Source organism: Streptomyces sp. A1136 (assembly GCF_004795055.1).
Lineage (GTDB): Bacteria > Actinomycetota > Actinomycetes > Streptomycetales > Streptomycetaceae > Streptomyces.
Map to the genome: position 1 here is coordinate 1 of NZ_SSBJ01000040.1, position 25,172 is coordinate 25,172.

The 25,172-nt window shown below is 69.1% G+C and carries 28 protein-coding genes and 5 pseudogenes; 15 read left to right on the forward strand and 18 right to left on the reverse strand.

Annotated features, from left to right (window positions below; translation table 11 throughout):
• Positions 1–898: 898 nt before the first annotated feature.
• Complete coding sequence (locus tag E6R62_RS39855) at positions 899–1,228, reverse strand: hypothetical protein (RefSeq protein ID WP_168714224.1); 330 nt, start codon at positions 1,226–1,228, stop codon at positions 899–901.
• On the opposite strand from E6R62_RS39855, the gene E6R62_RS39860 reads away from it, so the two are divergent.
• Positions 1,202–1,672 (forward strand): transposase, encoded by a 471-nt coding sequence (locus E6R62_RS39860; RefSeq protein ID WP_168714225.1) that lies wholly within the window; start codon positions 1,202–1,204, stop codon positions 1,670–1,672. The genes E6R62_RS39855 and E6R62_RS39860 overlap by 27 nt on opposite strands.
• Before the next feature lie 462 nt (positions 1,673–2,134).
• Here E6R62_RS39860 and E6R62_RS40355 read toward each other — a convergent pair whose 3' ends face one another.
• From E6R62_RS40355 to E6R62_RS39870, 3 genes are all read right to left on the reverse strand, one after another.
• Positions 2,135–3,388 carry a hypothetical protein gene (locus E6R62_RS40355; protein WP_206308893.1) on the reverse strand — a complete coding sequence of 418 codons (1,254 nt, stop codon included), beginning with the start codon at positions 3,386–3,388 and terminating at the stop codon, positions 2,135–2,137.
• A 266-nt stretch (positions 3,389–3,654) separates the two neighbouring features.
• Positions 3,655–4,506, reverse strand: a complete 852-nt coding sequence (locus E6R62_RS30200) for an ATP-dependent DNA ligase (protein ID WP_240801990.1) — start codon at positions 4,504–4,506, stop codon at positions 3,655–3,657.
• A gap of 198 nt (positions 4,507–4,704) precedes the next feature.
• Complete coding sequence (locus E6R62_RS39870) at positions 4,705–4,854, reverse strand: hypothetical protein (RefSeq protein ID WP_168714226.1); 150 nt, start codon at positions 4,852–4,854, stop codon at positions 4,705–4,707.
• Positions 4,855–4,893: 39 nt separating this feature from the next.
• Here E6R62_RS39870 and E6R62_RS41915 point away from each other — a divergent pair, with 39 nt between their 5' ends.
• From E6R62_RS41915 to E6R62_RS30215, 4 genes and pseudogenes are all read left to right on the forward strand, one after another.
• Positions 4,894–5,022 carry a hypothetical protein gene (locus E6R62_RS41915; protein ID WP_276615672.1) on the forward strand — a complete coding sequence of 43 codons (129 nt, stop codon included), beginning with the start codon at positions 4,894–4,896 and terminating at the stop codon, positions 5,020–5,022.
• A gap of 216 nt (positions 5,023–5,238) precedes the next feature.
• Positions 5,239–5,655: a polyketide cyclase gene (locus tag E6R62_RS30205; RefSeq protein ID WP_136216674.1), complete on the forward strand. Its 417-nt coding sequence runs from the start codon at positions 5,239–5,241 to the stop codon at positions 5,653–5,655.
• Positions 5,655–6,083 (forward strand): MarR family winged helix-turn-helix transcriptional regulator, encoded by a 429-nt coding sequence (locus E6R62_RS30210; RefSeq protein WP_136216675.1) that lies wholly within the window; start codon positions 5,655–5,657, stop codon positions 6,081–6,083. The genes E6R62_RS30205 and E6R62_RS30210 overlap by 1 nt, the downstream gene beginning before the upstream one ends.
• A 69-nt stretch (positions 6,084–6,152) precedes the next feature.
• Positions 6,153–6,557 (forward strand): annotated as a pseudogene (locus E6R62_RS30215) (DEAD/DEAH box helicase family protein); the annotation flags it as partial.
• A 364-nt stretch (positions 6,558–6,921) separates the two neighbouring features.
• Here E6R62_RS30215 and E6R62_RS30220 read toward each other — a convergent pair.
• The 5 genes from E6R62_RS30220 to E6R62_RS30240 form a co-directional block, all read right to left on the reverse strand.
• Positions 6,922–7,554 carry an SMI1/KNR4 family protein gene (locus E6R62_RS30220; protein ID WP_136216676.1) on the reverse strand — a complete coding sequence of 211 codons (633 nt, stop codon included), beginning with the start codon at positions 7,552–7,554 and terminating at the stop codon, positions 6,922–6,924.
• A 65-nt stretch (positions 7,555–7,619) separates the two neighbouring features.
• Positions 7,620–8,414 (reverse strand): IS21-like element helper ATPase IstB, encoded by a 795-nt coding sequence (gene istB / locus E6R62_RS30225; protein WP_136216677.1) that lies wholly within the window; start codon positions 8,412–8,414, stop codon positions 7,620–7,622.
• Positions 8,415–8,424: 10 nt separating this feature from the next.
• Positions 8,425–10,044 carry an IS21 family transposase gene (gene istA, locus E6R62_RS30230; protein WP_136216678.1) on the reverse strand — a complete coding sequence of 540 codons (1,620 nt, stop codon included), beginning with the start codon at positions 10,042–10,044 and terminating at the stop codon, positions 8,425–8,427.
• 175 nt (positions 10,045–10,219) lie between these two features.
• Complete coding sequence (locus tag E6R62_RS30235; RefSeq protein ID WP_136216679.1) at positions 10,220–12,055, reverse strand: AAA family ATPase; 1,836 nt, start codon at positions 12,053–12,055, stop codon at positions 10,220–10,222.
• On the reverse strand, positions 12,052–12,348 hold the full coding sequence (locus tag E6R62_RS30240) for a hypothetical protein (protein ID WP_136216680.1): 297 nt from the start codon (positions 12,346–12,348) through the stop codon (positions 12,052–12,054). Before E6R62_RS30240 ends, E6R62_RS30235 begins: the two co-directional genes overlap by 4 nt.
• A 288-nt stretch (positions 12,349–12,636) precedes the next feature.
• Here E6R62_RS30240 and E6R62_RS41315 point away from each other — a divergent pair.
• Positions 12,637–12,789 (forward strand): annotated as a pseudogene (locus E6R62_RS41315) (carbonic anhydrase); the annotation flags it as partial.
• Here the strand turns inward: E6R62_RS41315 and E6R62_RS41320 are convergent.
• A pseudogene (locus E6R62_RS41320) lies at positions 12,779–12,853 on the reverse strand (carbonic anhydrase); the annotation flags it as partial. The pseudogenes E6R62_RS41315 and E6R62_RS41320 sit on opposite strands and share 11 nt — an antisense overlap.
• 161 nt (positions 12,854–13,014) lie before the next feature.
• Entirely contained in the window at positions 13,015–13,920 is a 906-nt protein-coding gene (locus E6R62_RS30255; protein WP_136216681.1) for a Ku protein, read from the reverse strand.
• 173 nt (positions 13,921–14,093) lie between these two features.
• Between E6R62_RS30255 and E6R62_RS30260 the strand changes: the two genes are divergently transcribed.
• On the forward strand, positions 14,094–14,336 hold the full coding sequence (locus tag E6R62_RS30260; protein ID WP_240801991.1) for a hypothetical protein: 243 nt from the start codon (positions 14,094–14,096) through the stop codon (positions 14,334–14,336).
• A 14-nt stretch (positions 14,337–14,350) separates the two neighbouring features.
• Here E6R62_RS30260 and E6R62_RS30265 read toward each other — a convergent pair whose 3' ends face one another.
• The 3 genes from E6R62_RS30265 to E6R62_RS30275 all read right to left on the reverse strand — a co-directional run bounded on the left by E6R62_RS30265 (position 14,351) and on the right by E6R62_RS30275 (position 17,748).
• Complete coding sequence (locus E6R62_RS30265) at positions 14,351–15,373, reverse strand: ATP-dependent DNA ligase (protein ID WP_240801992.1); 1,023 nt, start codon at positions 15,371–15,373, stop codon at positions 14,351–14,353.
• A 425-nt stretch (positions 15,374–15,798) separates the two neighbouring features.
• Entirely contained in the window at positions 15,799–15,984 is a 186-nt protein-coding gene (locus tag E6R62_RS30270) for a hypothetical protein (RefSeq protein WP_136216682.1), read from the reverse strand.
• 975 nt (positions 15,985–16,959) lie between these two features.
• A complete protein-coding gene (locus E6R62_RS30275; RefSeq protein WP_136216683.1) occupies positions 16,960–17,748 on the reverse strand; it encodes a hypothetical protein in 789 nt (262 codons plus the stop codon).
• Between the two features lie 168 nt (positions 17,749–17,916).
• On the opposite strand from E6R62_RS30275, the gene E6R62_RS30280 reads away from it, so the two are divergent.
• Both E6R62_RS30280 and E6R62_RS30285 read left to right on the forward strand, forming a co-directional pair.
• The gene (locus E6R62_RS30280) at positions 17,917–18,213 is read left to right on the forward strand and encodes a hypothetical protein (RefSeq protein WP_206308886.1); all 297 of its coding nucleotides are present in this window, start codon (positions 17,917–17,919) and stop codon (positions 18,211–18,213) included.
• Between the two features lie 127 nt (positions 18,214–18,340).
• Positions 18,341–18,538, forward strand: coding sequence for a DUF6233 domain-containing protein (locus tag E6R62_RS30285; protein WP_136216684.1), 198 nt, complete (start codon positions 18,341–18,343; stop codon positions 18,536–18,538).
• Positions 18,539–18,610: 72 nt separating this feature from the next.
• Here the strand turns inward: E6R62_RS30285 and E6R62_RS40360 are convergent.
• Positions 18,611–18,709, reverse strand: a pseudogene (locus E6R62_RS40360) (IS5/IS1182 family transposase); the annotation flags it as partial.
• Positions 18,706–18,948: pseudogene (locus tag E6R62_RS42085) on the reverse strand (transposase); the annotation flags it as partial. The pseudogenes E6R62_RS42085 and E6R62_RS40360, both read right to left, overlap by 4 nt.
• A gap of 54 nt (positions 18,949–19,002) precedes the next feature.
• Between E6R62_RS42085 and E6R62_RS30300 the strand changes: the two are divergent.
• The 3 genes from E6R62_RS30300 to E6R62_RS30310 all read left to right on the forward strand — a co-directional run bounded on the left by E6R62_RS30300 (position 19,003) and on the right by E6R62_RS30310 (position 19,888).
• Positions 19,003–19,317 (forward strand): hypothetical protein, encoded by a 315-nt coding sequence (locus E6R62_RS30300; RefSeq protein ID WP_136216685.1) that lies wholly within the window; start codon positions 19,003–19,005, stop codon positions 19,315–19,317.
• A gap of 68 nt (positions 19,318–19,385) precedes the next feature.
• A complete protein-coding gene (locus E6R62_RS30305; RefSeq protein WP_136216686.1) occupies positions 19,386–19,565 on the forward strand; it encodes a hypothetical protein in 180 nt (59 codons plus the stop codon).
• Between the two features lie 68 nt (positions 19,566–19,633).
• Positions 19,634–19,888, forward strand: a complete 255-nt coding sequence (locus E6R62_RS30310; protein WP_136216687.1) for a hypothetical protein — start codon at positions 19,634–19,636, stop codon at positions 19,886–19,888.
• Positions 19,889–20,031: 143 nt separating this feature from the next.
• On the opposite strand, the gene E6R62_RS30315 is transcribed toward E6R62_RS30310, so the two are convergent.
• Positions 20,032–21,024 carry a DUF5937 family protein gene (locus E6R62_RS30315; RefSeq protein WP_240801999.1) on the reverse strand — a complete coding sequence of 331 codons (993 nt, stop codon included), beginning with the start codon at positions 21,022–21,024 and terminating at the stop codon, positions 20,032–20,034.
• 73 nt (positions 21,025–21,097) lie between these two features.
• Between E6R62_RS30315 and E6R62_RS30320 the strand changes: the two genes are divergently transcribed.
• Together E6R62_RS30320 and E6R62_RS41325 are read left to right on the forward strand one after the other, a co-directional pair.
• On the forward strand, positions 21,098–22,006 hold the full coding sequence (locus E6R62_RS30320) for an aldo/keto reductase (RefSeq protein WP_136216688.1): 909 nt from the start codon (positions 21,098–21,100) through the stop codon (positions 22,004–22,006).
• A gap of 51 nt (positions 22,007–22,057) precedes the next feature.
• Positions 22,058–22,522: a helix-turn-helix domain-containing protein gene (locus E6R62_RS41325; protein ID WP_240801993.1), complete on the forward strand. Its 465-nt coding sequence runs from the start codon at positions 22,058–22,060 to the stop codon at positions 22,520–22,522.
• 479 nt (positions 22,523–23,001) lie between these two features.
• On the opposite strand, the gene E6R62_RS30330 is transcribed toward E6R62_RS41325, so the two are convergent.
• Entirely contained in the window at positions 23,002–24,015 is a 1,014-nt protein-coding gene (locus tag E6R62_RS30330) for an NAD(P)H-dependent glycerol-3-phosphate dehydrogenase (RefSeq protein ID WP_240801994.1), read from the reverse strand.
• A 758-nt stretch (positions 24,016–24,773) separates the two neighbouring features.
• Here E6R62_RS30330 and E6R62_RS30335 point away from each other — a divergent pair.
• Positions 24,774–25,172, forward strand: a complete 399-nt coding sequence (locus E6R62_RS30335; protein WP_168714227.1) for a pyridoxamine 5'-phosphate oxidase family protein — start codon at positions 24,774–24,776, stop codon at positions 25,170–25,172.

A 25,172-nucleotide genomic window follows, 5' to 3' on the forward strand; every position in this document is an offset into this window, starting at 1 on the left:
GGTACCCGCTCCGCGGGTACCTGAGCGCTGCGCGCTCAGGAGAGACCGGCCTCGCTGCGCTCGGCGGGGCTCGGCTTCGCCGAGCCAGGGCCGGCCTTCGGCCGGGGTCCTGCGCTTCGCTCCGGACGGGTTCAGGGCTTCGCCCTGAACAGGCCGCTGCGCGGCCGGAGGTGACCCCGCTTCACGGGGTCCGGGCCTGCGGCCCGTTGGGCGGGTCCGCTTCGCTCCCCCACGCAGGGCCCTTCCGGCTTCGCCTCCAGGACCAGCCCGCTCCGCGGGCTGCCTGATCGAGGCAGTCTTGTTCATTTTAACCAAACGGACGAGCCCCTCGGAGCCTGTAATGCCACCAAGCACCCCTCCTCCAAGGGTCCCGACCCGCGAAGGGATCGGGCAGCGTCCTTCGCCACAACTCCTCATCCAAGCGCACAACCGTGTCTTCAAGTTCCTGACGTGCTGGCGCCGGAAGGAGCGGCAACACCCGCTCAAGCATGTCCCTCGCCTCAGCAACATCCTCAAGGCTGTCAGAAGGACACGGACATACAGCGTACGGAATCTCCAGATACCGGCCTGGCTGAGCCAAGAACTGCCGATACCAATGCAGGGCCACTTCAACACAGCCCGGCCACACGTCATCGATATCGGCCCGCCGCTCCAGCCTGTGGACCGCAGCAGACGTCCGCCGTGACAAACGGTCAATCCTGCAGGGGCGACCCCATCCAGAAAGCCGCACATGTGGGGCGCGCAACGCGCCCGGCCGCCTACGCGGCATAACCCTTTCGGGCAGCGATCGTCATACCTCCCATGATCACATGATTCGGCCAGCACTGTCGACCCGCTGCACCACCACCCTGCTTCGAACTGAGCCACGGATCAACTCAGGACTCAGACCATGGCCCCCCTACCTCGTCAGAGCGATCCGGTTATCGCCGCCACCGGCCTGGATCATCGTGCGGGTGGCGCCGTAGCGGTAGCGCAGATCGGTGATCGCGACCAGACGGCCACCGGCAAGGACCTGGTCCCCCACCCGCAGTTCGGTGGGCGGCACGTCCACCGGCACCCACCCGGCACGCGTCCCCTCCTCGGGTCCGGCCGGCTGGGCGTCGAGCTGCACGCAGTCGACGGTACGGGCGACCCACTGGAACCCCGAGGCGTCCACCAGCCGCACCACCAACGGGGAGGGGTAGACCCAGACGATGACGCCGTGGGCCTGACGGTCGCGGTCGAACACCCTCTGACCGAGGGCATACCGGCGCCTCACCGGTGGCCGGCTCGCGCACGCGGCACCCCGCTCCGGGTCATCACGACCGCGGCGAACGTCAACGACGTCACCCAGACCCTCGCCCTGGTCGACGGCATCCCACCGGTGGCAGGCCGTCCCGGCCGTCCCCGCCGCAGGCCCGAGGCCCTGCTCGGCGACAAGGGCTACGACTCCAATCCCAACCGCGATGAACTGCGCAAACGCCGGATCCTGCCCGTCATCCCCCGCAAAGGAGCCCCGAACGTCAAAGGCATGGGCAAGCTCCGCTACGTCGTCGAGCAGACCTTCGCCCTGCTCCACCAGTTCAAACGACTCGCCGTCCGCTGGGAACGCCGCACCGAACTCCACGACGCCTTCGTCTCCCTCGCCTGCAGCCTCATCTGCTGGCGACGCCTCAACAAGCCCGACTCATGATCGTGTTACGAGCTCTTAGCAAGGTGCCGGGAACATTACGCTCCCGGCACCTCCTTGCAAACCTCCTTCCGCCCGGAGGAAGGAGAGATAAAATCTCAGCCCCGGCCGAACCCGATGTAGGCGGCAGCGCACTGGCGCCATTCATCCTGGAAAGTGTTGTTCATCCTTCCGAGGTTTCCGCCATGCGACCGCAGATATCCCATGACTCCATCACAATTCGACCTCGTCGGTTGGAATCGCGAAGTGCAGCTGTCACCACTGCCGCCCCCGAAGTCACAGCTCCCGGCCGCCGCAGGCGAGGCGGTCGCCAAGCCGAGTACGGGCAGGGCGAGGGCCACTGCGGTCGCAACGGCGCCGGATTTCATCTTGCGCGAAATGTTCATTGATTTGGTCCCCTCATTGATGAGAAAGGTCGGCCATGCGCTCTATCGGAGTCTGCGGCCTACCGGCCACACGCCCCGGTCAGCTCAGAGCGAGTTGCTGCGGTTGCAGCGGATCCTTGTGATGCGGGAGTTGGGCCTTGGGCTGGTGGAGATCGGGGCAGTAATGGCGCAGCGTCCGCGACGTCACACCCGACATCCGGGCCACCTCCGCGATCGACCAGGCCATCACCGACTCCCATCCCAGCCGGACTTTCCGGCCCACACACGACCGTAGAAGTTGACGCAACGGCAAGGTCAAGCTCGCAAGCCGCCTCCACCGGTTCCACCAGGCCAGGGTGAGGCGCAGGCCACCGGACCCGGACCGGAACCGGTCGATCACCCGCACCTCGCCCATGACCGCCAACGGGTTGGTGCCGGGCGCGGTCAGCCAGCGAAGCGACGCCCCGAACTCGCCGGCCACCAGCTCGGCCACCGTGTCGGCGTCCGTGTCGGTGGACCAACCGGACAACACGTCCTCCCACGCCGGGTCGTCGGCCAGGACCAGGTGCGGGTCATCGAGCCGGAACCGGCGGGTGGCGCCCCCGGTTCCGGCCAACACCAGCGGGGCGACCGTGGGCCCCGTGGGGATTCCGATCTTGTCGTGAGCCAGCAGCCAGGCAACCACCTGGGGGCGGTCGAACTGCGGGCGCACGTCCGTGCCCGCCACCGGCTCCGGGAAGTCGCCGTGCCGGCGGCGCCAGTTCACCACCGCGGCCCGGGTTACCCCCGCCATCCGCGCCACCCCCGCCAACAACACCCGCTCCCACACCGGACTCGCGTCAAGGGCGGCGAGCGGGGAGCGAGTGCCCGGGGCGACCCAGCCAAGCCAGACGACCTGGTCGAAGTCGACGCGGCGGACGCCGAGGCGGCGGGCGGCCTGGTCCGGGCCGAGTGGCACGTGTCGGTCGAGCAGGGCGGGCAGGTCCCGGCGGCGGGCGAGGGCGGCCACCTGGTCCGGGTGGACGTCGGGGAACTCGACATCCCCGCCGAGGTAGACCAGCAGACCGGCCTTCACGAGGCGGCCGACCGCCGAGGCCGTCACCCTCGGCCGGAGAATCGGCAGCGGCACCCCCAGGGCCTCCGTCAGCCGGTCCGCCGCCCACCCCGCCCCGACCGGGCCGCGCAGCGCCGCACGCACCGCCTCGGGGTCGGCGGCCTCCACCACCGCCCGCGACCACAACCGGGTACCGGCGTCCGCTGGCGTCACCAGACCGCTCCCGGTCGCCCACCGCCAGGCCGCCACCGGAACCCGCAACCGGCCCGCCGCCGCGTACTCGTCGTACTCCTCACGCACCGAACGCCCCATCCGAACCGCACCCCAATCGCACACCGAGGCGGTCCGACCACCGAACCGCGCCCGAAACATGACTGAACATCCCGGTTTATGTCAATCGCTGTGGTTTCAGGGAGAGTTGGGGGCACACCGCACAAGCCGCCTACGCGTACGCGAGGGAAAAATTCACCCCTGCGGGGGAGACCGGGGCCGGCTTCCGACACACGACAGCGCGGGCCGCCACCGGAGTGGTGGCGGCCCGCGCCGAGTTCGTCAGAGGCGCCCTCTCAGCCGGCCGCAGCGGCCGGACCCTCCCCGAACCGCGGGACGTCGTCCACAGTCACGTCCAGGCGCAGCCGCTTGAAGCGCACCGGGTGGCGCCAGACGCCGCCCCGGTCCACGGCCCGGTCGGCGCTGATCTCGGCCACCAGGTCGGGGCGGACCAGGCGCACGTCCAGGACGTCACGGGACCCCCAGGTCGCGGCGAACGTGACGCCCTCCCAGGGATGTCCGGTGTCGGCGGCCGTCAGGTGCTCGGCGACCAGGCGGGCCGCCTCCGTGCGCAGCGGTACGGTGCGGCCGACCGCGCGCAGCCGGCCGTCCTGGTCGTGGCGGCCGAGGATCAGGAGCTGCGGGCGGGTGAGGGTGCCGGTGGTGGCGCCGATGATCGCCTCAGTGGTGTCCCGGCGACGAACCTTGATCCACGCCCCCCTGTGGCCCGGCATGTAGCGGCTGGTCAGGGGTTTGACGACGATGCCTTCGACGCCGGACACGTCCGTCCAAGAGTCGAGCCATTCCCGGGCCTGGGCCGGGTCCGTGGTCATCGGACACAAGGTCCACGGGGCCGTCAGCGCGTGGTCGGCGAACAGGGCCTCCAGGCGGGCGCGGCGCTCGACGTAGGGCAGGTCGAGCAGCTCCCGGCCACCTTGCTGCAAGACGTCGAACGTCAAGAAAAAGGCCGGCAGCTTCGCGGCCAGCGCGGAGGCGCTGCGGGTGCGGGCGGCGGAGCGACGCTGCAACCCCTCGAACGACAGGGCGCCGGCCTCCACGTCCCACGCGAGGAGTTCGCCGTCCAGGACCAGGCCGGCGGGGAGCCGCGCCTCGGCAGCCGCGACAAGATCGGGGAACGCGCCCTGCACCAGGGACCCGCGGCATCCGCGCCCCTGCGGTGGCCGATCACAAGCATCCGGCCGGCCCCCTGCCCGCCCGGCCCGTGCCCGGGGCGGGAACCGGGGACATTAGGGAGCTGTGTCGCGCGGCCCACGGCGTCACCAGCCCCGCCATCGCCCCACTGTGTCACCAGACCTACCGCTGACCTGGCTGGTGTGGGCGGTGCCCTACTCGGTAGGCGGGATGTCCTGGGCTCTGGTCGCGGTCAGCCAGTGGGTGACGACGGTGTCGATGTAGGCGTCGGTGAGGGGCTGGCAGTCGAGGAAGCGGCGGACCATCACCGGTCCGATCAGCAACGTGAACTCGTCGGCCGTCATCTGCACGCCAGAGGGTGCCAGGAGTTCGTTGAGTGCTTGGTGGCGGTCCTGACTGATCCGGGTCAGTGCCTGGTCGGCTTCGGGGTCGCGGTCGGCTTGGGCGACCAGGGCATCAGCGCGCTGCCGGTGGCCGTGTCGCTCAGGCCATGGCGCAGGCTGCGCAGGTAGGTGGTGAGTACCTTCCGCCTTCTTTCCCCTTCCACTTCCAGTCGACCTTGGACTGCTTAGTGGTCGGCTCCGGGAGTCTTTCAGGGGTTGACGTAGCAGTGGTGCTGCGTGAGGGCTGCCCCTGGGGCGAAGGAGGGGCGCTGAGGGGCGTGTAGACAGATAATCTCCGCACAGATAGTCTTCTCGAAGAGAATCTTCTTGATCAGGAGGCCACTGATGTGGACGTACGAGCACAGCACCGAGACCGACGCCGCACCCGAGGCGATCTGGCGTCTGTGGGCTGACGTCGAGAATTGGGGAGTCTGGAACACCGACATCGCGAGCATCCAGATCAGCGGCCCGTTCGCGGCGGGCGCTGAGATCGTGATGACGCCAGCCGGCCAGGACCCGGTGCACCTGATCGTCGCCGAGGCGACCGTCAACAAACTGTTTGTGGACGAGGCCCGGTTCGACGGGCTGCTCCTTCGCACCATTCACCGGCTCGACCAGGGCGAGCGAGGCCGCACTCGAGTGACGTACCGGATGGAGATCACCGGCACCGGCGCCGACCAGCTCGGCCCGCGGATCGGTCCGGCCGTCACCGCGGACTGGCCCGAGACCATGGCCGCCCTGGTCAAGCTGGCACAGGACTGATGGCCCTCAGCCCCGGCGACAGCCCCGGATTCCTGCTCTGGCACGCCACGCTGCGCTGGCAGCGCGATATCAACGCGGCCCTCGGCCCAATGGACCTCACCCACGTCCAGTTCGTTCTGCTTGCCTGCACCTGGTGGCTGAACACGCACGGCGAACACCCCAACCAGCAGGCCCTGGCCGGCCAGGCCGGCACCGACGTCAAGATGACCTCGCAGGTCCTACGCGCCCTGGAGGCCAAGGGTTTGATCGAGCGCGAGGTCGACCCCGCCGACACCCGCGCCAAACGGCTGCGTATCACCAGTGCCGGAGCCGAGCTGGCTCCGCGCGCGATCGCCGCCGTCGAGAACGTCGACGCACGTTTCTTCCAGCCGGTGGCGCACGACGACGCCGTAACCATGCTCAGCCGCCTGGCCAACCCCGAATCCTGAAGCCCCCAACGCGGACACCGTCGGCCCCAAATCCGTCGCCCGACGGTGTCCGCGTGACACCGCCCGGTCCCGATGATCGGGGTGTCCTCACTGCGGGAGGAGGTGTCCTTCCCCAACACCACTAACGTGGACGAGCTGGTGGAGTGGACGCCGGGCCTGGACAAGGTCACGGTGTACGCCACGTACGCGAGCCTCGGCCTGGGCACGCTGGAGCGGGCGCACGCCGGGGGCTTGGCGGCCTGGGACCTCATCGTCGTGGACGAGGCGCACCGGACGTCGGGCCGGATCGGGAAGCCGTGGGCGGTCATCCACGACAACACCCGCATCCCCTCGCTGCGCCGGCTGTACATGACGGCCACGCCCCGGCTGTGGCAGCTCGGAAACGAGGAAGAAGCCGGCGCACCCGGCGAGCTGGTCGCGAGCATGGACGACGATCCGGACGGCCCGTTCCGCAGCAGGTGCTTCACCTTGTCGCCTCTCACACCGAGGGCCTCCGGCACTGACCGCCCCTACCAGCCAGACACCCTGTGGACACCGCGCACCCGTCGCGGCCACCAGGACACCGATGCGGTCATGCGGCGCCTGGAGATCCTCGAAGTCCTCAAGACCGCCGACATGCCCGTCGGCCTGTCCGATCTGAGCCAGCATCCGATCGTGACCACCCCGCAGCCAATCGGGGCCGAAGTGCCAGCAGCTGGCTGCGTAGGCCACGAGCAAGAACGTTTGTCGACGCGTTGTGAGAACGACGGTGGGTCAGAGGCCTCGGAAATGTTGGTGAGAAGTAGGAACGGTCGGGGTGGTTCGTGTCGACCCGGTGGTGGTCTGCGTTGGCTGGTGGTTAGGGCAGCCCGATTGGTGCGGACCTCAGCGGGTGACCGTTCAGCTCGCCGCAGCCCTCTTCGTCCCACCACATCCCACCTTGCGCGGTGAGGTAGGGGTGTAGTCCGCGGACGTCTCCACCTTCATGAAGTGCCTGCGCGACCGCGTGGAGAAGGCTCGCCAGATCAGGCCAGGAATCGGTGAAGTCACCGCCACCGCTGTGGCCCGCCCAGCCGAGACGCCCCGTGTCAGAACCAGGACGTTGGTCGATGACCTGGGCAGCGCCATCGGCGCTCTCAGCCCAGGGAATCCAGAGGCGGTGCCACCAAGGCTCCTCTTCCCAGGGGCGAGGGGTCAGGCCTTCGTTCTCCGCCGCGACGTCCATGCAGGTCTGCCAATGGTCCACGATGCCGCTCACTGTGAGCGGGGACTGCTCCGGCAGGATGGTTGTCCAGGCGCTCACGCTGTTGTGGCATCGCAGAGATTCAGCGAGATCATCGGGCAGTCGGGCGCCGAGGATCCGTTCCGCATGCCGGATCTCGTCCGATGTCGCCGGCGGATTGAGAAGTGCGAAATCGGAGGCCACGCGCGTAGCCAGCCAGGCGTCGATCAGGCGCCAGGACTCCGACGGGGGCAAGATCTGCTGTGCCATGGCGTCATCCTGCCCCACACGTCTGACAAGGCGAAGAGAGGCCCCTGCCGAGTGATGAAGCGAGGTCAGCCAGCGGCCTGCTGTTCGGCGCGGGCGCGGGTGGTGGCGAGGCGGTAGGAGTCGGTTCCGGTCTCGATGATGTTGCCGCCGAAGGTGAGGCGGTCGACGATGGCCGCGCAGAGGCGGGGGTCGGTGAACGTCTTTGTCCACCCAGAGAAGGATTCGTTGGAGGCGATTGCCACGCTGTTCTTCTCCTCCCGCTCGGTCAGAACCTGGAAGAGGAGTTCGGCGCCGCGGCGGTCGAGTTCCGTGTAGCCGAGCTCGTCGATGCACAAAAGATCAACGCGGCCGTAGCGGGCAATGGTCTTGGTCAGCTGCTTCTCGTCAGCGGCCTCGACGAGCTCGTTGACCAGCTTCGTCGCCAGCACGTACTTGACCCGGTAGCCAGCCATCGCGGCCTCGGTGCCGAGGGCGATTAGCAGGTGGGACTTGCCGGTGCCGGAGTCGCCGATCAGGCAGAGAGGCAGACCCTTCTTGATCCATTCGCACTTGGCGAGAGTGTGGACCATGGCCGCGTCGATGTTCAGGTTGGCGTCGAAGTCGAACTTGCGGAGTGCCTTGTCACGGGGGAAACCGGCGGCCTTGATGCGGCGTTCGGAGCGTCGGCGGGCCCGGTCGTCGCACTCGGCGAGGAGGAGCTCGGCGGGGAAGCCGAGGTAGGACATCTGCTCGCGTTCGGCCTTCTCGGCGAGCTCGGGGAACTGGGACCGGATGGTGGGCAGCCGCAGCATCCTGCATGCCTGGTCGACGGCGGTGGTGGCGGCCTGCTCGGTGAGTCCTCGCTGGCGGGGAAGGGACACGGTGTTCTCCTCAAGGGGTGGGGCGGTCGGATCGGCGGAGTCGCAGGAGCTGGTCGTAGTGGGCGACGGAAGGCAGCGGGCGTGTGTCGGGCGGCAGACGGGCCCGAACGGCAGCGGGCAGCGGAGCGATACCGGGCTGACTTCCAGGGACGACGGGCTGCGCGGGCTCCTCGGGCTCGGCGTCAGCCGCCTTGCGGGCCTCCAGGGCGACGGCGTCCGCGGTCAACGCGCCAGATTTCAGCGCTGCGGCGAGGCCGGTGATCAGGTGTTCGTGGGGCAGGTGGCGGCTGAGGAGGAGGACTTCGATCAGGGCCCGGGTGCCCTCGCGTTCGCCGTGGGCCTTCACCGCGGCCTGCCACCAGGCGTCGTGAATGGGGGTGAACCGGCCGGCGGCGCGGGCCTGGTCGAGGGCGGTGGCGCCGGGCAGGGCACCCGGTTTGCGGATCAGGGCCTCCAGGTAGTGGTCGAGTTCGAGGCGGGTAGCGCCGCGGGCGATGAGCCGTTCGTGCCGGGCGACTTCCTCGCGGCCGTCGTAGACCACCAGCTCAGAGGCGTGCAGCATGACGCGGACGGTGCGGCCGATCAGGCGGACCGGCACCGAGTAGCGGTTCATCCGGACACAGATCTGGCTGTAGCGGTCGACCCGTGGAGTGGAGAGCCTGCCCGTCTCGAACGGATCCTCCGGCAGCGGCGCCAGCAGCGGCTGCTCGGTCGCGAAGTACTCGCCGATGGTGCGGGGACGGGAGCGGATGCGGCGGGCGTCGTCCTCCTGATCCCATCGGTCGATCTTCGCGTTGAGCTCGGCGAGCGTGTCGACTTCGGGGACCGGGACGAGGTGGTTGCGGCGGAACCAGCCGATCTGGCCCTCGACTCCGCCCTTCTCGTGGGCGCCGCGGATGCCAGGCTGGCAGTAGAAGGCTTCCAGCCAGTAGTGCGAGCGGAAGGCGGTCCAGCGTTCGGCTTCAACCCGGCGGCGTGAGAGGCCCAGCACCTGGGCGACGGCGGCCCTAAGGTTGTCGTAGCGGACCTTCCCGGTCGGCACCCCGCCCAGCACGTTGAGAGCGTGGACGTGGCCCTCGAAGAACGCCTCCTGGCCGGCCGAGGCGAAGATCCGGTGCACGGCTTTCCCCGAGTACGACAGCCGGAACGCGAACAAGTAGCAGGTCACCAACTCGCCGGCCAGCTTCACCGTGACGTCCCCGAAGTCGACTTCGGCCTCGGCGCCGGGCTTGTGGGTCTGCGGGACGAAGGCGTCCACGACCCCCTTGCCGGCCTGCAGACGGATCTCCTCACGGCGGCCAGCGACGTATGCGCGGACCATCTGGTAGGAGACGTCAACGGCGTCGTGCTCGTCCAGCAGCCGGTCGTAGATCCGCTTGACCGTGTGCCGCTGCTTCCGCGGCGCGGTCAGATCCGCCGTGAGAATGGCGTCGATCAAGGGCCTGTAGGGGTCCAGCCGCGTCTCCCGCGGCCGCATCTTCTTCCGCGGCTCCGGCACCGCCGACACCAGAGCCCGCTGCACGGTCTCGAAGCCGACGCCGTACTTCCGCATGACCGCCCGCAGCGACATGCCCGTCCTGGCGTCACGGCGGATCGCCGCGTACAGATCGACCTTGGACTTCGGCAGCATCCGGGCCCCCTCGTCGTGCAGAGCACAACAAGGGTCCCGAATCAAGGACCGGAGCGTTCTCGGAACTCAGCAACATCACTCGTCAGTGGAAGAGGGCGTTCCTGTGGTTGAGCTACAGGCGTTCCTCTAACTCGCTAACAAAGCCAAGCAGCCGACAGCGGGGGCTTGCCCAGGGTCAGATTTCCACCGCCTGCTGCTCGGCGGTCAGGGCCTCCGCGCGCCGCCCCACCGCCGACAGGAAGGACCCGAGGTTGGACAGCGAGCGTGCAAGGTCGGGTTCGTAGGCAGGGGTGGTCCGAGTGAGGCGTTGCCAGGCTCCGCGGGCGTCTTGTGCGGCTGTGAGGGCGTTGTCGCGAAGTCCGGCGTAGGAGAGACGTACGGCGAGGGCCTCGTTGGTGCGGGCGTGGGTGAGGGGATCTTGTGTGGTGTCGAGGCGGTGGCGGGCCAGGCGGGAGGTGATGGCGGCGACGCCGACGTCGAGGTCGGTGTGCCGGCCGGTAGGTAGGTGGGGCTCGATGGCTTCCAGGACCGTGATGTCGATGTGGTCGAGGCCGGCCAGGGCCGCGAGGGCGGCGCCGCCTGCGTGCAGGGCGAGTTCGGGGTAATTGGTGAGCAGGGGGTAGAGCTGGCCGGTGGCGATGTGCGGCCAGCGGCGGGCGGTTTCGATCAGCACGGTCAGGGTGCCGCGGGTCCAGGGTGCGGGTGTGTCGGTGCCGGCGCGTCTGAGGACGAGGCGTTGAGCGACCTGGTGGGCCCAGTCGTCGGTGACCGCCCCGGACACGGGCTGGGGTGCGCCGGGATCGTCAGGGCTGGGCGGGGTGGTCAGGCCGATGAAGTCTTCGCCGAGGCGGTCGGGATACAGCGGTTCCAGGACCGTGTGGCTGTGTGCCGGGGGGTAGCAGTACTGGTGGTCGTCCAGGAGGGTGTTGGCCGCTGCGTCGGTGTCGGCGAGCCCGGCGCGGTGCAGGGCGTCCCAGCCGTGCGGGTCGCGGGCCAGGGGGCCGGTGAGGGTGGCGGTCAGCACGGTGCGGCCCATCGCGGTCGGCCCGGTGGACAGTACCCCGGTCGGGGACCGATGCAGCTCGCTCCAGTAGGCACGTTCGCGTTTCAGGAGGTAGGCGGAGGCGCGGGCCGGGTCAGTGGGGGCAGGGTCACCGTGGCGGCGGGCGTCGACGGCGGCCAGGGCCGCAATATGGATGGTCAGGACCTGGGCGTAGTCCTCGTCAGTGTCCAAGGCCGGGGGCGGATCGATGGGGCGGGCCTGATCGGTGAGCAGGCCGAGGTGGTCGGCGAAGCGGTCCCGTGCCTGCTGGAACAGTTCGGCGCGTGCCTGCGGGTCGGCGGCCAGCGGCGGCAGCAGGTGGGTGCTGACACCGGCATCGAGGTGGTCGCCGATCCAGGTGTCCAGGCTGTCCCACCAGACTCCGGCCGGGCGGGCCAGCAGCAGGACACGGACCGGGACGCTGCCGCGGTTCAGCAGCGCTTCGCGCAGCAGTCTGCGCAGGTCGGCAGCGGGCCAGCGTTCGGCGTAGTCGGCCACCAGCAGGATTCCTGCCTTGGTCTCGGGGGGTGGGGTGGTGGCGACGGGGACGGCGTCGGCCTCGTTGACGGCCGCCTGCCACACCGTCCAGCCCGCCTGGCGGCTGATTTCGGCGAAGTGGGCGGCAACGCGGGTCTTGCCCTGCCCGCCGGGACCGTGGACCAGCCGGACGGCGAACCGATCGGCTGCCTCGTCCCGCCAGTGGGCCAAGGTGTCCAAGTCGCTGCGCCGTCCGGTGAAGGGCACCACCTGATGCCCTGCCCGGAGCAACCGGGAGGGCTGTGTCATCAGTTCGCGGGCCCGCACCGGACGGGCCGCGGCGGGGAAGTCCTCGATCCGGTAGCCGGGCTTCCAGTGGTAGACGAACTGGACATGCTGGGTGCCGTGGTCACCGACCTGCAGTGCAGTCGGTCCGTGGAAAACGCTGCCCCGTACGCCGGCCTCGGCGCCACCGGGGTCGCCGCCGGTCATGCTCCGGGGCCGAAGCGGACATCCTGCCGGTTGTTGTTCCCGGCTTGGAACACGGTCGGTCCGCTGAACGTGTTGCCGGACATCAGCCCGCCGTTGACAGCCAGCCCCGACCCGGCCTGCTCCAGCACCTCCCTCAGCTGATCGGCGGCCTGGGCGCGCCGCTCATGGTCCAAGTCTTCCAGCAGGGTCTCGATACGGGTCCGCCACATGCTCTGGTGGCGGACCCGGACCAGCTCCACCGCGGTGTCGTCGGCGGCCGCGAGCTCGGCCGCACTGCTGTCCAGCCGCTCCACCTACCGGCGCTCCCGCTCGGCGTCCCCACGGCCGAACCACCGCGCCACCTGACCACGCAGGCCGTTCCACGCATCGGTTCCCACTGCCTGCACCACCGCCGTGCCCCCCGCCGCGGCCAACGCCGTCAACGACTCACTCAACATCCGGCCCCCCTGCTGTCACTCACTGCCTGCGATTCGCACTACGACGCTAGAGCCCTACCGCCGGGTACACAGCCTCTTTACCCGAGAGGCGCCGACCCGAGTCCTTCAAGTTCCTGTCTCCGCCACGCTCCTCCGGACCTGCTCATGGCCGGTAACCAGCGCTTCGTCACCGGCACGCCCGAGCACCCGAACCAGGACGCCACCCGCCGCACCGAGACCGCACCGTCCCAGCAGCCCTTCGCCGTGCTGTTCGGATGCTCCGACTCCCGGCTGGCCGCCGAGATCTCCCGAGGACTTCCGTACCGGCGACATGCCCGGCGGTGCGGACTACGAACAGGTCGCCCAGGCCGCGGTCGAGGATGGCCGGCTCGGCCTCGCGGGCCGACCGCCGGTCCTTTTCAGGGAGCTTGGCCCGGGGTCGGTTTGGGGGTCCCGGTGGGGGTCGCGTGCCGTGGCGTGGCCGAGGACCACGACCAACGGCGCATTCAGCACATGCACTCCGAACTCGATGCTCGAACCGGTTCAGGCGCTGCGGGGTTTGCGGCCGGCAGTCTTCTTCGCCGCAGCCTCCTTCGCGGCCGTCTTCTTCGCCGGGGCGGTCTTCTTGGTGGTCTTCTTCGCGGCGGGCAGGTCGTGGACGGTGGCGTCACCGCCGCCGGTGCGGGAGGCTTTGGCCTGGCTGACGGACTTCTCCAGCATGGCCATGAGGTCCACGACCTCCGCCGAGGCCGGGGCGGGGGTCTCGACCGGCTCGGGGCGGGTGCCGGCGGTCTTGGCCTGGATCAGTTTGTCCAGCGCCTCGCGGTACTCGTCGTGCATCTGGCCGAGGTCACGGCCGGAGAGGGTGTCCGCGAGCGCGATGGCCGCCTCGATCTCCTCGTCGGAGACCTCCACGTCCGGCACCTCGACCTGGGAGGCGTCGCGGATCTCGTCCGGCCACCGCATCCCGTGCAAAACGATCACATCGTCCAGCACCCTGAGCAGCCCGAGCCGCTCACGGTCGCGCATCGCGAACTTGGCCACCGCCACCTTCGAGGACCGCTCCAAGGCTTGGCGCAGCAGTTCGTACGGCTTCGCCGCGACTCCTTCGGCGGCGAGGTAGTAGGAGGCTCCGATACGGATCGGGTCGATGCTCTCGGTGGGCACGAATGCCACGATCTCGATGGCCTTCGCGGTGGGCAGGGGCAGCGCGTCCAGATCCTCGTCGGTGACCGGAATGGTGCCCACCGCCGTCTCATAGCCGCGGGTGATCTCCTCCGAGGTCAACTCCTTGCCGTCGACCTCGCACACCTTCCGGTACCGGATCCGGCCGCCATCCGCGACGTGGAACTGGTGAAGCGAGATCGCATGCGACTCGGTCGCCGGGAACACCTTGATCGGAATCGTGACCAGGCCAAAACTGATCGCACCAGACCAAATAGGGCGCATTTACGTTTCTCCTCGCGAAGGCTCTCATTCCAGCCTCGCACCATCACCGGCCCCTCCACCGCCCCAGCGGAACCGGCCGGGCGCATGCCCGACACCCTGCCGTGTACCCCCCGCAGCCAGCCCGCCAGCAGCGCACGCCTGTGACGGTGGAGTTCGTCGAGCGTTGATCCGGCATGGACGAAGACTTCCTCGACGCGCTCCTCGATGCCGCGGGCGAGACCCGACTCAAGCTACTGACCGAGGACGAGGCCAGAGCCGTCATGATGCTTCTGGGCGCCCTCGAGGACGAGACCCGCTCAGAAGAGGTTCGCCGGGCCAGGCGAGATGCGCTTCCGCCTCGGATCATGCCTCGGAGCCCCAGCGGCCTACGGCCCGATGCCGTCGTGACGACAAGCCCCGACGCGGCGTGGCCATGACCGAACTTGCTGTCTCAGCTCGCAGATGTACCTGGATCCGCCCGGAACCGGGACACGTCCCGCGCCGTGAGGTCCAAGCGCAGGCGTTTGAAGCGGACGGGGTGCCGGTAGATGCCGCCGTGGTCGACGGCGGTGTCGGCGCTGATCTCCGCGACCAGCTCGGGACGGACCAGGGTCACATCCAAGGCATCGCGGCTGCCCCACGCCGAGACGAACCGCATGCCCGTCCACGGGTGCTCGGGGTCTGCCGCGGTCAGATTCTCGCCGACCAGGTGGGCCGCCTCCGGGCGCAGGGGGACCGTGCGGCCGATCGAGCGCAGGCGGTCGTGGGTGTCGTGGCGGCCCAGGAGGAGGAGGTGGGGGCGGGCGAGGGTGCCGGTGATCGCGCCGATGATCGCTTCGGCGGTGTCCCGCCACCTCAGTTTGTACCAGCCTCTGTATCCCGGCCGGTAGGGCTGGTTCATGGCTTTGACCACGATGCCTTCGAGGCCGGGGACGTCGGTCCAGGACTCCAGCCACTTCTGGGCCTTGATCAAGTCCGTGCTCATGGGGCACAACGTCCACGGGGCCTTGAGCCGGTGGGTGGTAAAGAGGGCTTCCAGTCGCAGGCGGCGCCGGCGATACGGATGGCGCAGCAACTCGACACCGTCCTCCTGGAGGACGTCGAAGGCGATGAAGAACGCGGGCAGCGACGCTGCGAGCTCGCGCGCGGCGCGGCCGCGGGCGGCGGCGCGGCGTTGCAGCCCCTCGAACGACAATCGGCCCGCTGCCGTGTCCCACACGACGAGTTCACCGTCGAGGACCAGGCCGTCGGGCAGCTGCTCGGCCGCGGCGACGAGGTCGGGAAACCGGTCCTGGATCAGCCTCCCGCGCCGGGTCTGCACCAGTAGCCGCTCGCCGGCGCCGGTCGGGGTGAACAGCAGCGCCCGGTAACCGTCGAACTTCTGCTCAAACGCCGGCTCGCCCAGCACGCCGGAGCCCGGCACCGACTCCACAGCCTGCGCCAGCATCGGCTCCACCGGCGGCCGCAACGTCACCCCGGCCCCTCCTTCATGCACGCGCGCTCCCCACAGCCGGCGCCCACCGTGATGCGAGACGGGTGGCCAGCTCGGCGAGGCGCACGACTGGCTTACGCGGGCGGTGCTGCTCCAGCCTGAGACGTTCTCTGCACCCCGCACACAAGGGGTTCCCACCCACCCCGTATCTATGGGTGGTCGTCTGACTTCTCTCCACCGACAGCGAGATCGGCGCCGTCATCGAAGCGCCGGCCGAAGACCTTCTCGTTTCGACAAGTCCTGCCCCGGGTGCTCGGCTACGGACCTGCGGACGCCGTACCCTCGCGTGCAGGCATCTGACTGGCCTCCCCTCGAGGCTCGGCGGCGCCCTGCCCAACGAGCCAGAGATGCTGCAGTTGACACCGCAGCATCTCGTGACTGGCGAGCCGCAGCCACACGCTTGACCTCTACTGCCCGCCTCGTATGGCCAGCACCAGCCAGACGACTGGTACCGCTGCCAGAACGATCAGCAGTAGACAGCACGGCAGCGGGGACGGCCCCTTGAGGGGCGGCTGGGCTGCTATCTGCGGGGCCACTCGGCGCACGTCGTCGGCGTGATACCACGTCTTACTGGCGGACCCGGTAGTGGTCATCCAGCTGTCCGTACGGACCCGCACTCCGTGGGCCAGCGCATTTACATACACCGAGCGAGCACCCACGCCCGGCCACAAAGTGCTGACCTGGCGCGCCGTCAGCCAGACGCCCTCGAACTCGCCAGCCATATCGTGCCCCTCTCCCGGCAGCCAGTGACACAGCATCACGAACTGTCCCATGGCCAGGCGCAATTCGTCCCTCCCATCACTTCTCGGGGTTCCGACGCGCCGATCCGCTTCCCGGGATCTGACTGCCGCCCGACCCCCATTTCACGGCGACGTGGTGGAGGACCGTTAGTGCAGTCAACAAGCCATCACCGACAGGGGCCGGCCTGGTCCCGCGACCAGGTCACGGGCACCGGGCGCGGTATGGGGGTGCTCATGGGCGGGTCTTCTCGATGACGGCACTGTGGTGAACCGTTTCGCCGCCTGTGACTGAGGGCTGCACTTGGCCCCGGAGCGTTCTACTTGGCCCCTTGAGCGTTTTAGGTAGCGGCCCGACAGCGGCGGCCGCCTCTCACCTGAGGTGTTTGCGAGCAGCGGCCCGGCGCCTCCACTTGTCATTGGCTCCGCGTACGGTCTGCGCATGCTTGATCAGAGACCCCCCTTGTCATCGGTATCCGACTTCGCGACCTGGGAGCCCGTTCTGCGGCTCATGCTGGCCGACGACACGGATCGGCGTGCCGCCCGGTTTGCGCGTGTCGCAGGGCGCATCAGCCAATACGGCACGAGCCTTGCGTATCGAGGATCCATGTCGTCGAAAGCGCGGACCGCGGTGGAGAACATATAGCGGGCGCTCGCGCGCGGCGGAGTCCAGGAGATCGCGTTCAGGGCGGAGATCCAGCCGGACGGTCGGACCACGCTCGGCCTGGTCTTGCCGAGCCCGGTCGTGGAACCGGCGCTCTGCCCTTGTGACCGTGCGCTTCATGTGGCCTCTTGGCCACACCTGGTCGTTCCCAGGCCGGGCAGTCGGGATCAAAGGGCCCAGGGCAGTCGGAGGGCCTCGATTTCCGTGTCGTTCAGGAGGGCCTCGACGAGCGGGGCAGGGCCTGCCACCTTGGTGGCCCAGAGGTCGTAGTCCGTGCAGAGGACCCAGGACCGGTCCTGGGACCAGAGGTTGGACGGGGTCCAACCGTCCTCCTCCGGGTGGTCGTACAACACCTTGGCATCCGCGAGCGCGCCAGCCCGGACGTGCAGGTTGTCGAAGTCCTCAGCCCTCTGCAACAGCGGGTTGTAGTAGGCCAGGCAGCGGGTCTCAGCACCCTGCGGGCTGTGCTCGGTGAGGATGTCGACCAGGCGGTTCCAGTCGTCCCGGTCCAGGCTGCCCTCCGACGGCCCCGCGATGCCGACAGGCCAGCCACTCGGCTCCCGGAGCGAGGGGAATGAGCGATAGCAGGGCAGCCGCCCCTCGGCCGCCACGGGATCACCGGTCCGCCGCGAGAGCTCCGCCCAGCGCAGCCGACGCCAACGGGGGCCGCGGGGCTCACCCGGCGTCCCCCCGGACACGTCCGCGGGATCGAGGCCCGGGATGATCTCGGGCCCGCCGCCATTCAGCACTGCTCGTTGATACGCGACATAGGACATGCCGGTCGGCCCGAGTTCGTGTTCGTACATGGAGTGGAGCACCCAGGCGGCGTCGGGCAGTGCCGGCGGCATGAAGCCGGTGAGCCCGTCATCGTCGGCCAGCTCCCGCAGCCAATCAGTCTCCCCAGCCGCGGTCAGCGGCCACCGAGCGGTCGCCGGAGCAGCGGATGTCTCGTTCATCCGTTCAGGATCTCACTCGCCGCAGCGGCGAGCGCCGGGATCACTTCCCGGCCTCCACCACGTTCCCGGCGCCCTTGACAAACATGATTGGGAATCAGTCACACCGCCCCTGGAGATGACCTCGTGGGCGCGTCGCGCAAGTATTCGAACACATGTTTCACTAAGTGGATGGCATCACTCCGCTTCCCCGACGATCTGATCCACCTCCAGCAGCAGTGGACCCGCACGTACAACCTGCTCGCCGTCGGACAGGAGAAGGGAGCTGCGGAGCTGCGGCGGGAACTGATCGGCCTGTCCTGCTTGATCAGCGGGCTTCCGTTCTGGCGGGCCGGCGGGTACAGCGCGGTCCGGCGGGTGGAGCTGCGGCGGGCCGCCGAGGCCGCAGCGGGCGGGGAACAGCAGTTCGTGGTGCGCTACACCGACGGCACCTTCACCGTCTCCGACCCAGGACCGCGACCGTCATGAGCGACACCAAGGAGCGGCTGGAGCGGTGGCGGGCCGTCCAGGCATGGCTGACCTGGCAGCAGCACCAGGTCGCGCGCACCATCGCCGCCCTGGAGGCGGCCCTGGCCGAGGAGCAGAGCCGGCTACGTTGCCGCCGCCTCCGGACTGGAAGGCGGAGGCGATACGGACCCCCGGCGGCCCACAGGTGCTGCGTGTTCACCTCGGCGCGTGCCGGATGGGCAAGGGCAAGCCCATCGGCCGGGAGCAGGCGCGGCGCATGCTCGCCGACGGCGTGGAATCCTGCCCGTACTGCAGCCCCGACACCGCCCTCGGCATGCCCGGATGACCGACAGGACGCGGCCCGCTCACGGCCCATGCCAATCCGGTGTCGGATGCCTGCAGGGAATGGAACCGTGTCCTATGTGGTGAGGCGGACGAGTCGCTTGTAGCAGCAGATGGCGGCTGCGAGGCCGAGAAAGGCCAGGTAGTTGCGGGGGTGGCGTTCGTAGCGGTGGTTTCTTCCAACCCCGGCGGCCGACCAGGGCCGGGACGGGATGGATTCGGTGCACCGGCCGGAGAGCCGGCCTTCGTGCACAGGTTCCCGAACCCTCTGCGGACGCGGGCAGGTGTCAGTTTGTTCGGCTCGGTCGGCTTCTCCCAGGGCCTGCGGAGGTCAGCGGCCAGTGGGCGGACGAGCCGGAGCTGGGCGTAGGCGGCGATCACCAACCAGGTCCACCGGTCGCCCGCTTCCCGAGTTGCGGAGACGTTGTTCCTCTTGGCCTGCTGAGCACAGTTGGTGTCGCGCGTCAGGTGCCCTGGAAGCACGCGGAGTGGCAGCATCGCGTCGTATCGTCGGTCTCGGGGAAGGGTGAAGTCGTGCTTCGGGAAGATGGCGTGGTGCGTGCTCTTCTGGCGGCGGTGGCGATCCTGGAGGATCTCGTCAAGGTCGGACCGGACTCGCACATGGCCTTGAGCGCCCTGAAAGAGATCGGCTTCGAGCTCAGCGAGATGGAATCAGAGAAGACCCGGCGGTTCTTCGAGGCGCTTGAGCGTGTCGCCGCAGCGGAGCGGGACCGTGCCGCCTGGATCCGGGACGTTCCGAGTGCGCCGGGCATTGACGTCTAAACGCCCGTGCATCCTGGTGTCGGCGTACTTGAGAAAGTGCTCAACGAGGTACAGACAAACGTGCTCAGTTGAAGATCGCCGACGACATCCCCGTCTGCTGCGACGACGACACGGACGCCGCGAAGCTCGGCAACGGCGGCATCGAGTACACGTGCGGCCGCTGCCGCACCATCCTGGAGCTCGACAATCTGGCCTGGTCTCCGACCTCCGGGAGAAAACCGCCCTCTGAGCTACCTGTAGGCGAGTAGGCCCCGGCCGATATTCCCGGCAGGGGACCTCACCGTGTCCCTAGAATCCTGCTTCGATGAAGAGACGCGTGCAGTTCACCGAGCAGGTTGTGCGGTTCCGTGACTACATGCCGGCTGCGGACCGGGAAAAGTTCCTGCGTCTCGTTGCCAGGATCGCAGCCGAGCCCGAAGGCGCCGACAGCCACCTTGCCTACACGAGCGACGCTGTGACGCGCGCGGCCTGGGAAGACCGCGTAATGGTCCACTACGTCGTGACGAGCTTCTTCGTGGTCGTCATCGAGGCTGACATCTACGACGCGTCGCGTGGCTTCAACGAGGTGTAGTCGGGCACACCGGTCGGGGCCTTCGTCGTGGGCGCGGGTACTGCCCGGGCGATCCACCGGCCCAGCACATCACCAGTTGGGCACGTTCATCCGTACGTGGCTAAGTGGTCGGCTCCGTAAATCCTTCGGGCGTTGACGTGAGGTCAGGCGGAGGCGGCTTGGAGAAGGGCTTCGGCTGCGGCGGTGCGGGCGTAGAGGACGGAGCGGCCGGCGCGGTGGGCGCTGACCAGGCCCGCGTTGCGGAGCGCGGTGAGGTATTGGGATACCCCTGCGGGGGAGAGTCCGGTGCGGTGGGCCAGCTGTGTGGTGGAGGCCGGGATCTCCAACTCGGTTAGCAGCAGGGTCCGCGAGCGGCCGAGTACGGCGGAGAGGGTGTCGGTCTGGGTGACGGGGCGCTTCGTCCATAGTGAGCCGACACCGCGCGCCGGATAGGCGAGTTGGGGCGGGTCCGGCGGCGTCGTTCGGGTGCGCAACCCTGGTCCGGTGAAGGCTGAGGGGATCAGCAGCAGTCCCGTGCCTGCCGTCGTGCGGGTCAGCGGCTGCTTTCGGCGGGACATCCGGAGCGCGTTGTCGTCCCAGCTCACGGACGTGTGCAGGTCGTTGAGGAGGTGGCCGGCGCCGTGCTCGGCGGCCAGGCGGGCCCGGTAGAGGATGTCTGCGTCCAGGACTGCCCGGATTCGTGCCCAGTAGGGGGCGAGTACCAGCTCCCAGTACGTTTCGAGCTCTTCTGCGAGCTTGGCCAGGAGGCCCTGTGGGTCGTTGTGCAGGGCTCGCAGCCGGGGGCCGAGGTTCCCCTGGTGGCGGGCGAGGTGATCGAGGTCCTGGCGTACCCGGTCGGCGGGCGAGGTCCGGATCGCGTCTCGCTCTGCCGCCGGGGTGGGGGCCGGTCCGGCGGGGGCCGGGTTGAGGAAGTCGGGGACGTAGCCGCCGGTGGGCGGGACCAGCTCGCAGAGCCAGCCCCGGTCCAGCCCGGCGGCCACCATACGCGGGCGTACCTGGTCGGCCCAGGGTCCGTGGATTGGATGCGCGGCGGCGGACGTCAGCAGTCGGAAGCTGGGTGCGACCTCCCACATCGGTGAGACGGCGAACCGCACCTGCGCCAGATCGCTCGTCGAGAACGCCAGCTCTGCCACGATGAACGCTCCTCAATGGATTCAGGCATGTATGAATCAATGGCGGGCCAGCGTACCGTGCGTAGATCATCCCGCCATGACCTCACAAACGATTACCGCGGCGGCATCGGGCACCTGGAAGCTCGGCGACCTGACGGTCAACCGGATCGGTTTCGGCGCGATGCGCCTGACGCAGCACGGCGAGGCATTCGCGGCCGATGCCGTCCCACGCGACCGCGACCAGGCGATCAGTGTGCTGCGTCGCGCGGTCGAACTCGGCGTGAACCACATCGACACCGCCGCGTTCTACTTCTCGTCGCTGCGCTGTGCCAACGAGCTGATCAACCAGGCACTGGCCCCCTACCCGGACGACCTCGTCATCACCACCAAGGTCGGGCCGGGCCGCGACCCCTCAGGCCAATGGCTTCCGCACGCCACCCCCGAGCAACTCCGCGGCCAGGTCGAGGAGAACCTGCGCCAGCTCGGCCGCGACCACCTCGACGTGGTGAACCTGCGCATCGTCGGCACCGACTCCATCGCCGAACGCTTCGGCGCACTTGCCGAACTGCGCGAGGCCGGACTCATCCGGCACCTAGGCCTGTCCAACATCCGCCCCCACCACCTCGCCGAGGCCCAGACCATCGCACCGGTGGTCTGCGTCCAGAACATGTACGGCATCGGCGCATCGCCCGAGCAGAAGGAGTTCATGGGCATCTGCGGTGGACAACGCATCGCGTTCGTGCCGTTCTACTCGATCGCCGGCACCGGACGCACCGCTGGTGCGACCACCGACCACAGCCCGGAGGTGCACGCCATCGCCCGCGCCCACGGCGTGAGCGCAGCCCAGATCCGGCTGGCGTGGACACTCCACCAGGGCCCCCACGTCCTGGCCATCCCCGGCACCGGCGACCTCGACCACCTCGCCCAGAACGTCGCCGTCGGCTCCCTGCGCCTGTCGGTGGAAGAACTCAGCGCCTTGGACCCCCTCCACCACGAGACGGCATGAGCAAGACCCCCATGGCGTTGTGATCCACATCTGCTGATCGGCCTGTCTGCCTTGCCTGTTCCTGCCGCCCGCCCCATAGCCCTGACGGCCGCCGAACGGCAACGGTTGAAGAAGGCGGCCTACGGTCACAAGACTCCGCACCAGGCCAGGGTCCGGTCACAGATCGTGCTCCTGGCGACTCGGGGCAGGTCCAACGCGCGGATCGCTGTCGAGGTGGGTGTGCACGTGGACACCGTGCGCACCTGGCGGGGCCGGTTCGCCGACGGCGGCTTGCCAGCCCTGGCCGACCGCAGGCGCAGCGGGCGCCCGGCCCGCTTCACCCCCGTGCAGGTCGCCGAGGCCAAGGCCCTGGCCTGCCAGCTCCCGGCCGAGACCGGGGTGCCGCTGGCGCGCTGGTCGTGCCCGGAACTGGCCGCCGAGCTGACCGCGCGCGGGATCACCGACACCGTTTCGGCGTCCACCGTGCGTCGATGGCTTCGCCAGGACGCGCTCAAGCCCTGGCAGTACCAGGCCTGAATCTTCATCCGGGACCCAGACTTCGGCGCCAAGGCCCAGCGCATCCTTGACCTATACGCCCGAAACTACGAAGGCGAACCCCTCGGCGCGGACGAGTACGTGGTCTCCAGCGACGAGAAGACCTCGATCCAGGCCCGCTGTCGCTGCCACCCGACCGTCGCCCCAGGCCGGGCCAGGGCGATGCACGTCAACCATGAATACGGCCGCGGCGGGGCCGTGGCCTACCTGGCCGCCTACGACGTCCACCAGGCGCGAGTCTTCGGCCGCTGCGAGGCCAACACCGGCATCGCGCCGTTCATGGCCTTGGTCGAACAGGTCATGACCACCGAACCCTATGCCAGTGCCAGACGCGTCTTCTGGATCGTCGACAATGGCTCCTCTCATCGGGGGAAGAAGGCCATTGACCGTCTGACCAAGGCGTTTCCGAACGCGGTCATGGTCCACACCCCTGTCCACGCTGGGCCGGGGTGCCGCGGGGGTCAGCGCTCGGACTTTGGGGGCCGCTGCATCAGCGCGGACGCGGCCTGGTCGAGCGTGACCTTCTCGTGCAGCAGGTCGGAGACGATCTCGGTGATCGGCATCTCGACGTCGTGGGCGCCGGCCAGGGCGAGGATCGCCTCGGCGGACTTGACGCCTTCGGTGGTCTGGCGGGTGGCTGCGGTCGCCTCGGTCACGGTCAAGCCGTGGCCGAGGTGGGTGCCGAAGGTGCGGTTGCGGGAGAGCGGGGAGGAGCAGGTCGCCACCAGGTCGCCGAGGCCGGCGAGCCCGGCGAGGGTGGCCGGGTGGGCGCCCATCGCGGTGGCCAGCCGGGTGGTCTCCGCGAGTCCCCGGGTGATGAGCATGGCCTGCGCGTTGTGGCCCAGTCCCATACCGGAGGCGATGCCGACGGCGAGGGCGATGACGTTCTTCACCGCGCCGCCGAGCTCGCATCCGATGACGTCGGTGGAGGTGTAGGGCCGGAAGTACGGGGTGTGGCACGCGCGCTGGACGCGGTGGGCGGCGTCCTCGTCGGGGCAGGCGATGGTAGCGGCAGCGGGCTGGCCCTCCATGATCTCGCGCGCCAGGTTCGGGCCGGACAGCACCGCGACCCGCTCGGCGGGCAGGCCGGTCACCTCGGTGATGACCTGGCTCGCCCGCAGCCCGGAGCCGATCTCGATGCCCTTCATCAGCGACACGATCACGGTGTCCGGGCCGATATGCCGGGCCCACGCCGCGAGGCTGGTGCGCAGGGACTGCGCGGGGATGGACAGCACGAGGAAGTCCGCGCCGTCCAGCGCGGCGGCCGGATCGGTCGTCGCGGTCACCGTGTGGGGCAGCTCAACGTCCGGGAAGTACCCGGCGTTGCGGTGCGTCGTGTTGATCGCGTCGGCGATCTCAGCGCGGCGCGCGTGCATGATCACGCGGGTGCCCGCGTCGGCCATGATCTTGCCCACGGCAGTGCCCCACGAACCAGCCGAGGACACCGCCGTACGGGCGCGGTGCTGCTGGTTCACTACCGGGTCTCCTTGCCGGACGCGGGGCCCGTCGCCGGGGTGGCGGACGGGCGCGACCATCCTATCGGCCAACCCCACTTCGGCCGGGTCTGCCGCCAAGCACCGCAGCATCAGCAGGCGCCCGGCCTCGCAGGCCTTCCACGCCACCCGCTCCACCGCAGGCAGGCCCTGCCAGAAGTACGGCAACGGGCAACGCCCGCTGACGGCGCTCGCCAGTAGACGGCGGAGGAGCGCTGGGGTAACGCTTCGACGGACAGTTGCCCGACGGACGCGGCTCGGACGTCCTCGCCCTCCGGGTCGCCAGCAGAGTCCATAAAGGCGTCGACATCCGGGGCCGCCGCGACGCGCAGCTGCCAGGTGCGCCCTCCCGTCGCAGTTCAGCCGCCCGCCGAACGGGACGGCCGTCCTCGTCGCCTCACCAGAGCCGCTGACAGCGGGAGCACCGATCGCCGCCGCTACCTGCGCCACGGCTGCCGTGATGAAGCACCGCTCTTCCTCGACAAGCGGCAGGGCTGGGTCAGCGCCCACTCGTTTCTCAAGTGCCGACAGCGACACTCACCCACTTCATCGAGCCCCGAGGCTGAACGACATGCCTAGTGCTGTGACCGCATAGGTTCACCGGGTCGATCGGCCAGGCTGCGTGCGTGGAGCGTTGCCACTTGATCGTTCCGCGATCCTGCCCAGCCCGGGTGTCCGTAGTCGGAGTCTCGAACCACCCTGCGAGACTGCGCCCGGCGGTGCGCCGCTACATTGCCGCGATGGACGTGAACGAATTCCTGGCCCGCCCTCTGGTCGCCCGTGTGGCAACCGTGGGCCCCTCGGTCCGCCCGGTGTGGTTCATCTGGGAGGAGGAGGCATTTTGGTGGCTTACTGGCTCATACTCCCGGCTGGAGCGGGTCATCGCCGAAGATCCGCGCATGGCACTGGTTGTGGATACCTGCGAGCCGGCCACGGGGGAGGTGTTCTCCGTGACGTGCCGGGGGAGCGCCGAAACAGTGGCGCTTGACCGGGCGCGGGCGGAACGGAAGTTGGGTAAGTACCTCGGGCCGGTGGAGCTCTGGCCAGCACGTTTCTCGGAGCCGCTAGAGGATCCGGCTACCAAGATGGTGCGGTTTGTGCCCGACCATCCTCCTAGGCTGCAGGATCGGTCTTGGTAG

Coding starts and splice junctions, on each gene's coding strand:
- E6R62_RS39870 (WP_168714226.1), bottom strand. CDS start 4,854: ATGACGGCCGACGAGTTCACGTTGCTGATCGGACCGGTGATGGTCCGC.
- E6R62_RS30205 (WP_136216674.1), top strand. CDS start 5,239: ATGTGGACGTACGAGCACAGCACCGAGACCGACGCCGCACCCGAGGCG.
- E6R62_RS30210 (WP_136216675.1), top strand. CDS start 5,655: ATGGCCCTCAGCCCCGGCGACAGCCCCGGATTCCTGCTCTGGCACGCC.
- E6R62_RS30220 (WP_136216676.1), bottom strand. CDS start 7,554: ATGGCACAGCAGATCTTGCCCCCGTCGGAGTCCTGGCGCCTGATCGAC.
- istA (WP_136216678.1), bottom strand. CDS start 10,044: ATGCTGCCGAAGTCCAAGGTCGATCTGTACGCGGCGATCCGCCGTGAC.
- E6R62_RS30235 (WP_136216679.1), bottom strand. CDS start 12,055: ATGACCGGCGGCGACCCCGGTGGCGCCGAGGCCGGCGTACGGGGCAGC.
- E6R62_RS30255 (WP_136216681.1), bottom strand. CDS start 13,920: ATGCGCCCTATTTGGTCTGGTGCGATCAGTTTTGGCCTGGTCACGATT.
- E6R62_RS30260 (WP_240801991.1), top strand. CDS start 14,094: ATGGACGAAGACTTCCTCGACGCGCTCCTCGATGCCGCGGGCGAGACC.
- E6R62_RS30270 (WP_136216682.1), bottom strand. CDS start 15,984: ATGACCACTACCGGGTCCGCCAGTAAGACGTGGTATCACGCCGACGAC.
- E6R62_RS30275 (WP_136216683.1), bottom strand. CDS start 17,748: ATGAACGAGACATCCGCTGCTCCGGCGACCGCTCGGTGGCCGCTGACC.
- E6R62_RS30280 (WP_206308886.1), top strand. CDS start 17,917: ATGGCATCACTCCGCTTCCCCGACGATCTGATCCACCTCCAGCAGCAG.
- E6R62_RS30320 (WP_136216688.1), top strand. CDS start 21,098: ATGACCTCACAAACGATTACCGCGGCGGCATCGGGCACCTGGAAGCTC.
- E6R62_RS30335 (WP_168714227.1), top strand. CDS start 24,774: ATGGACGTGAACGAATTCCTGGCCCGCCCTCTGGTCGCCCGTGTGGCA.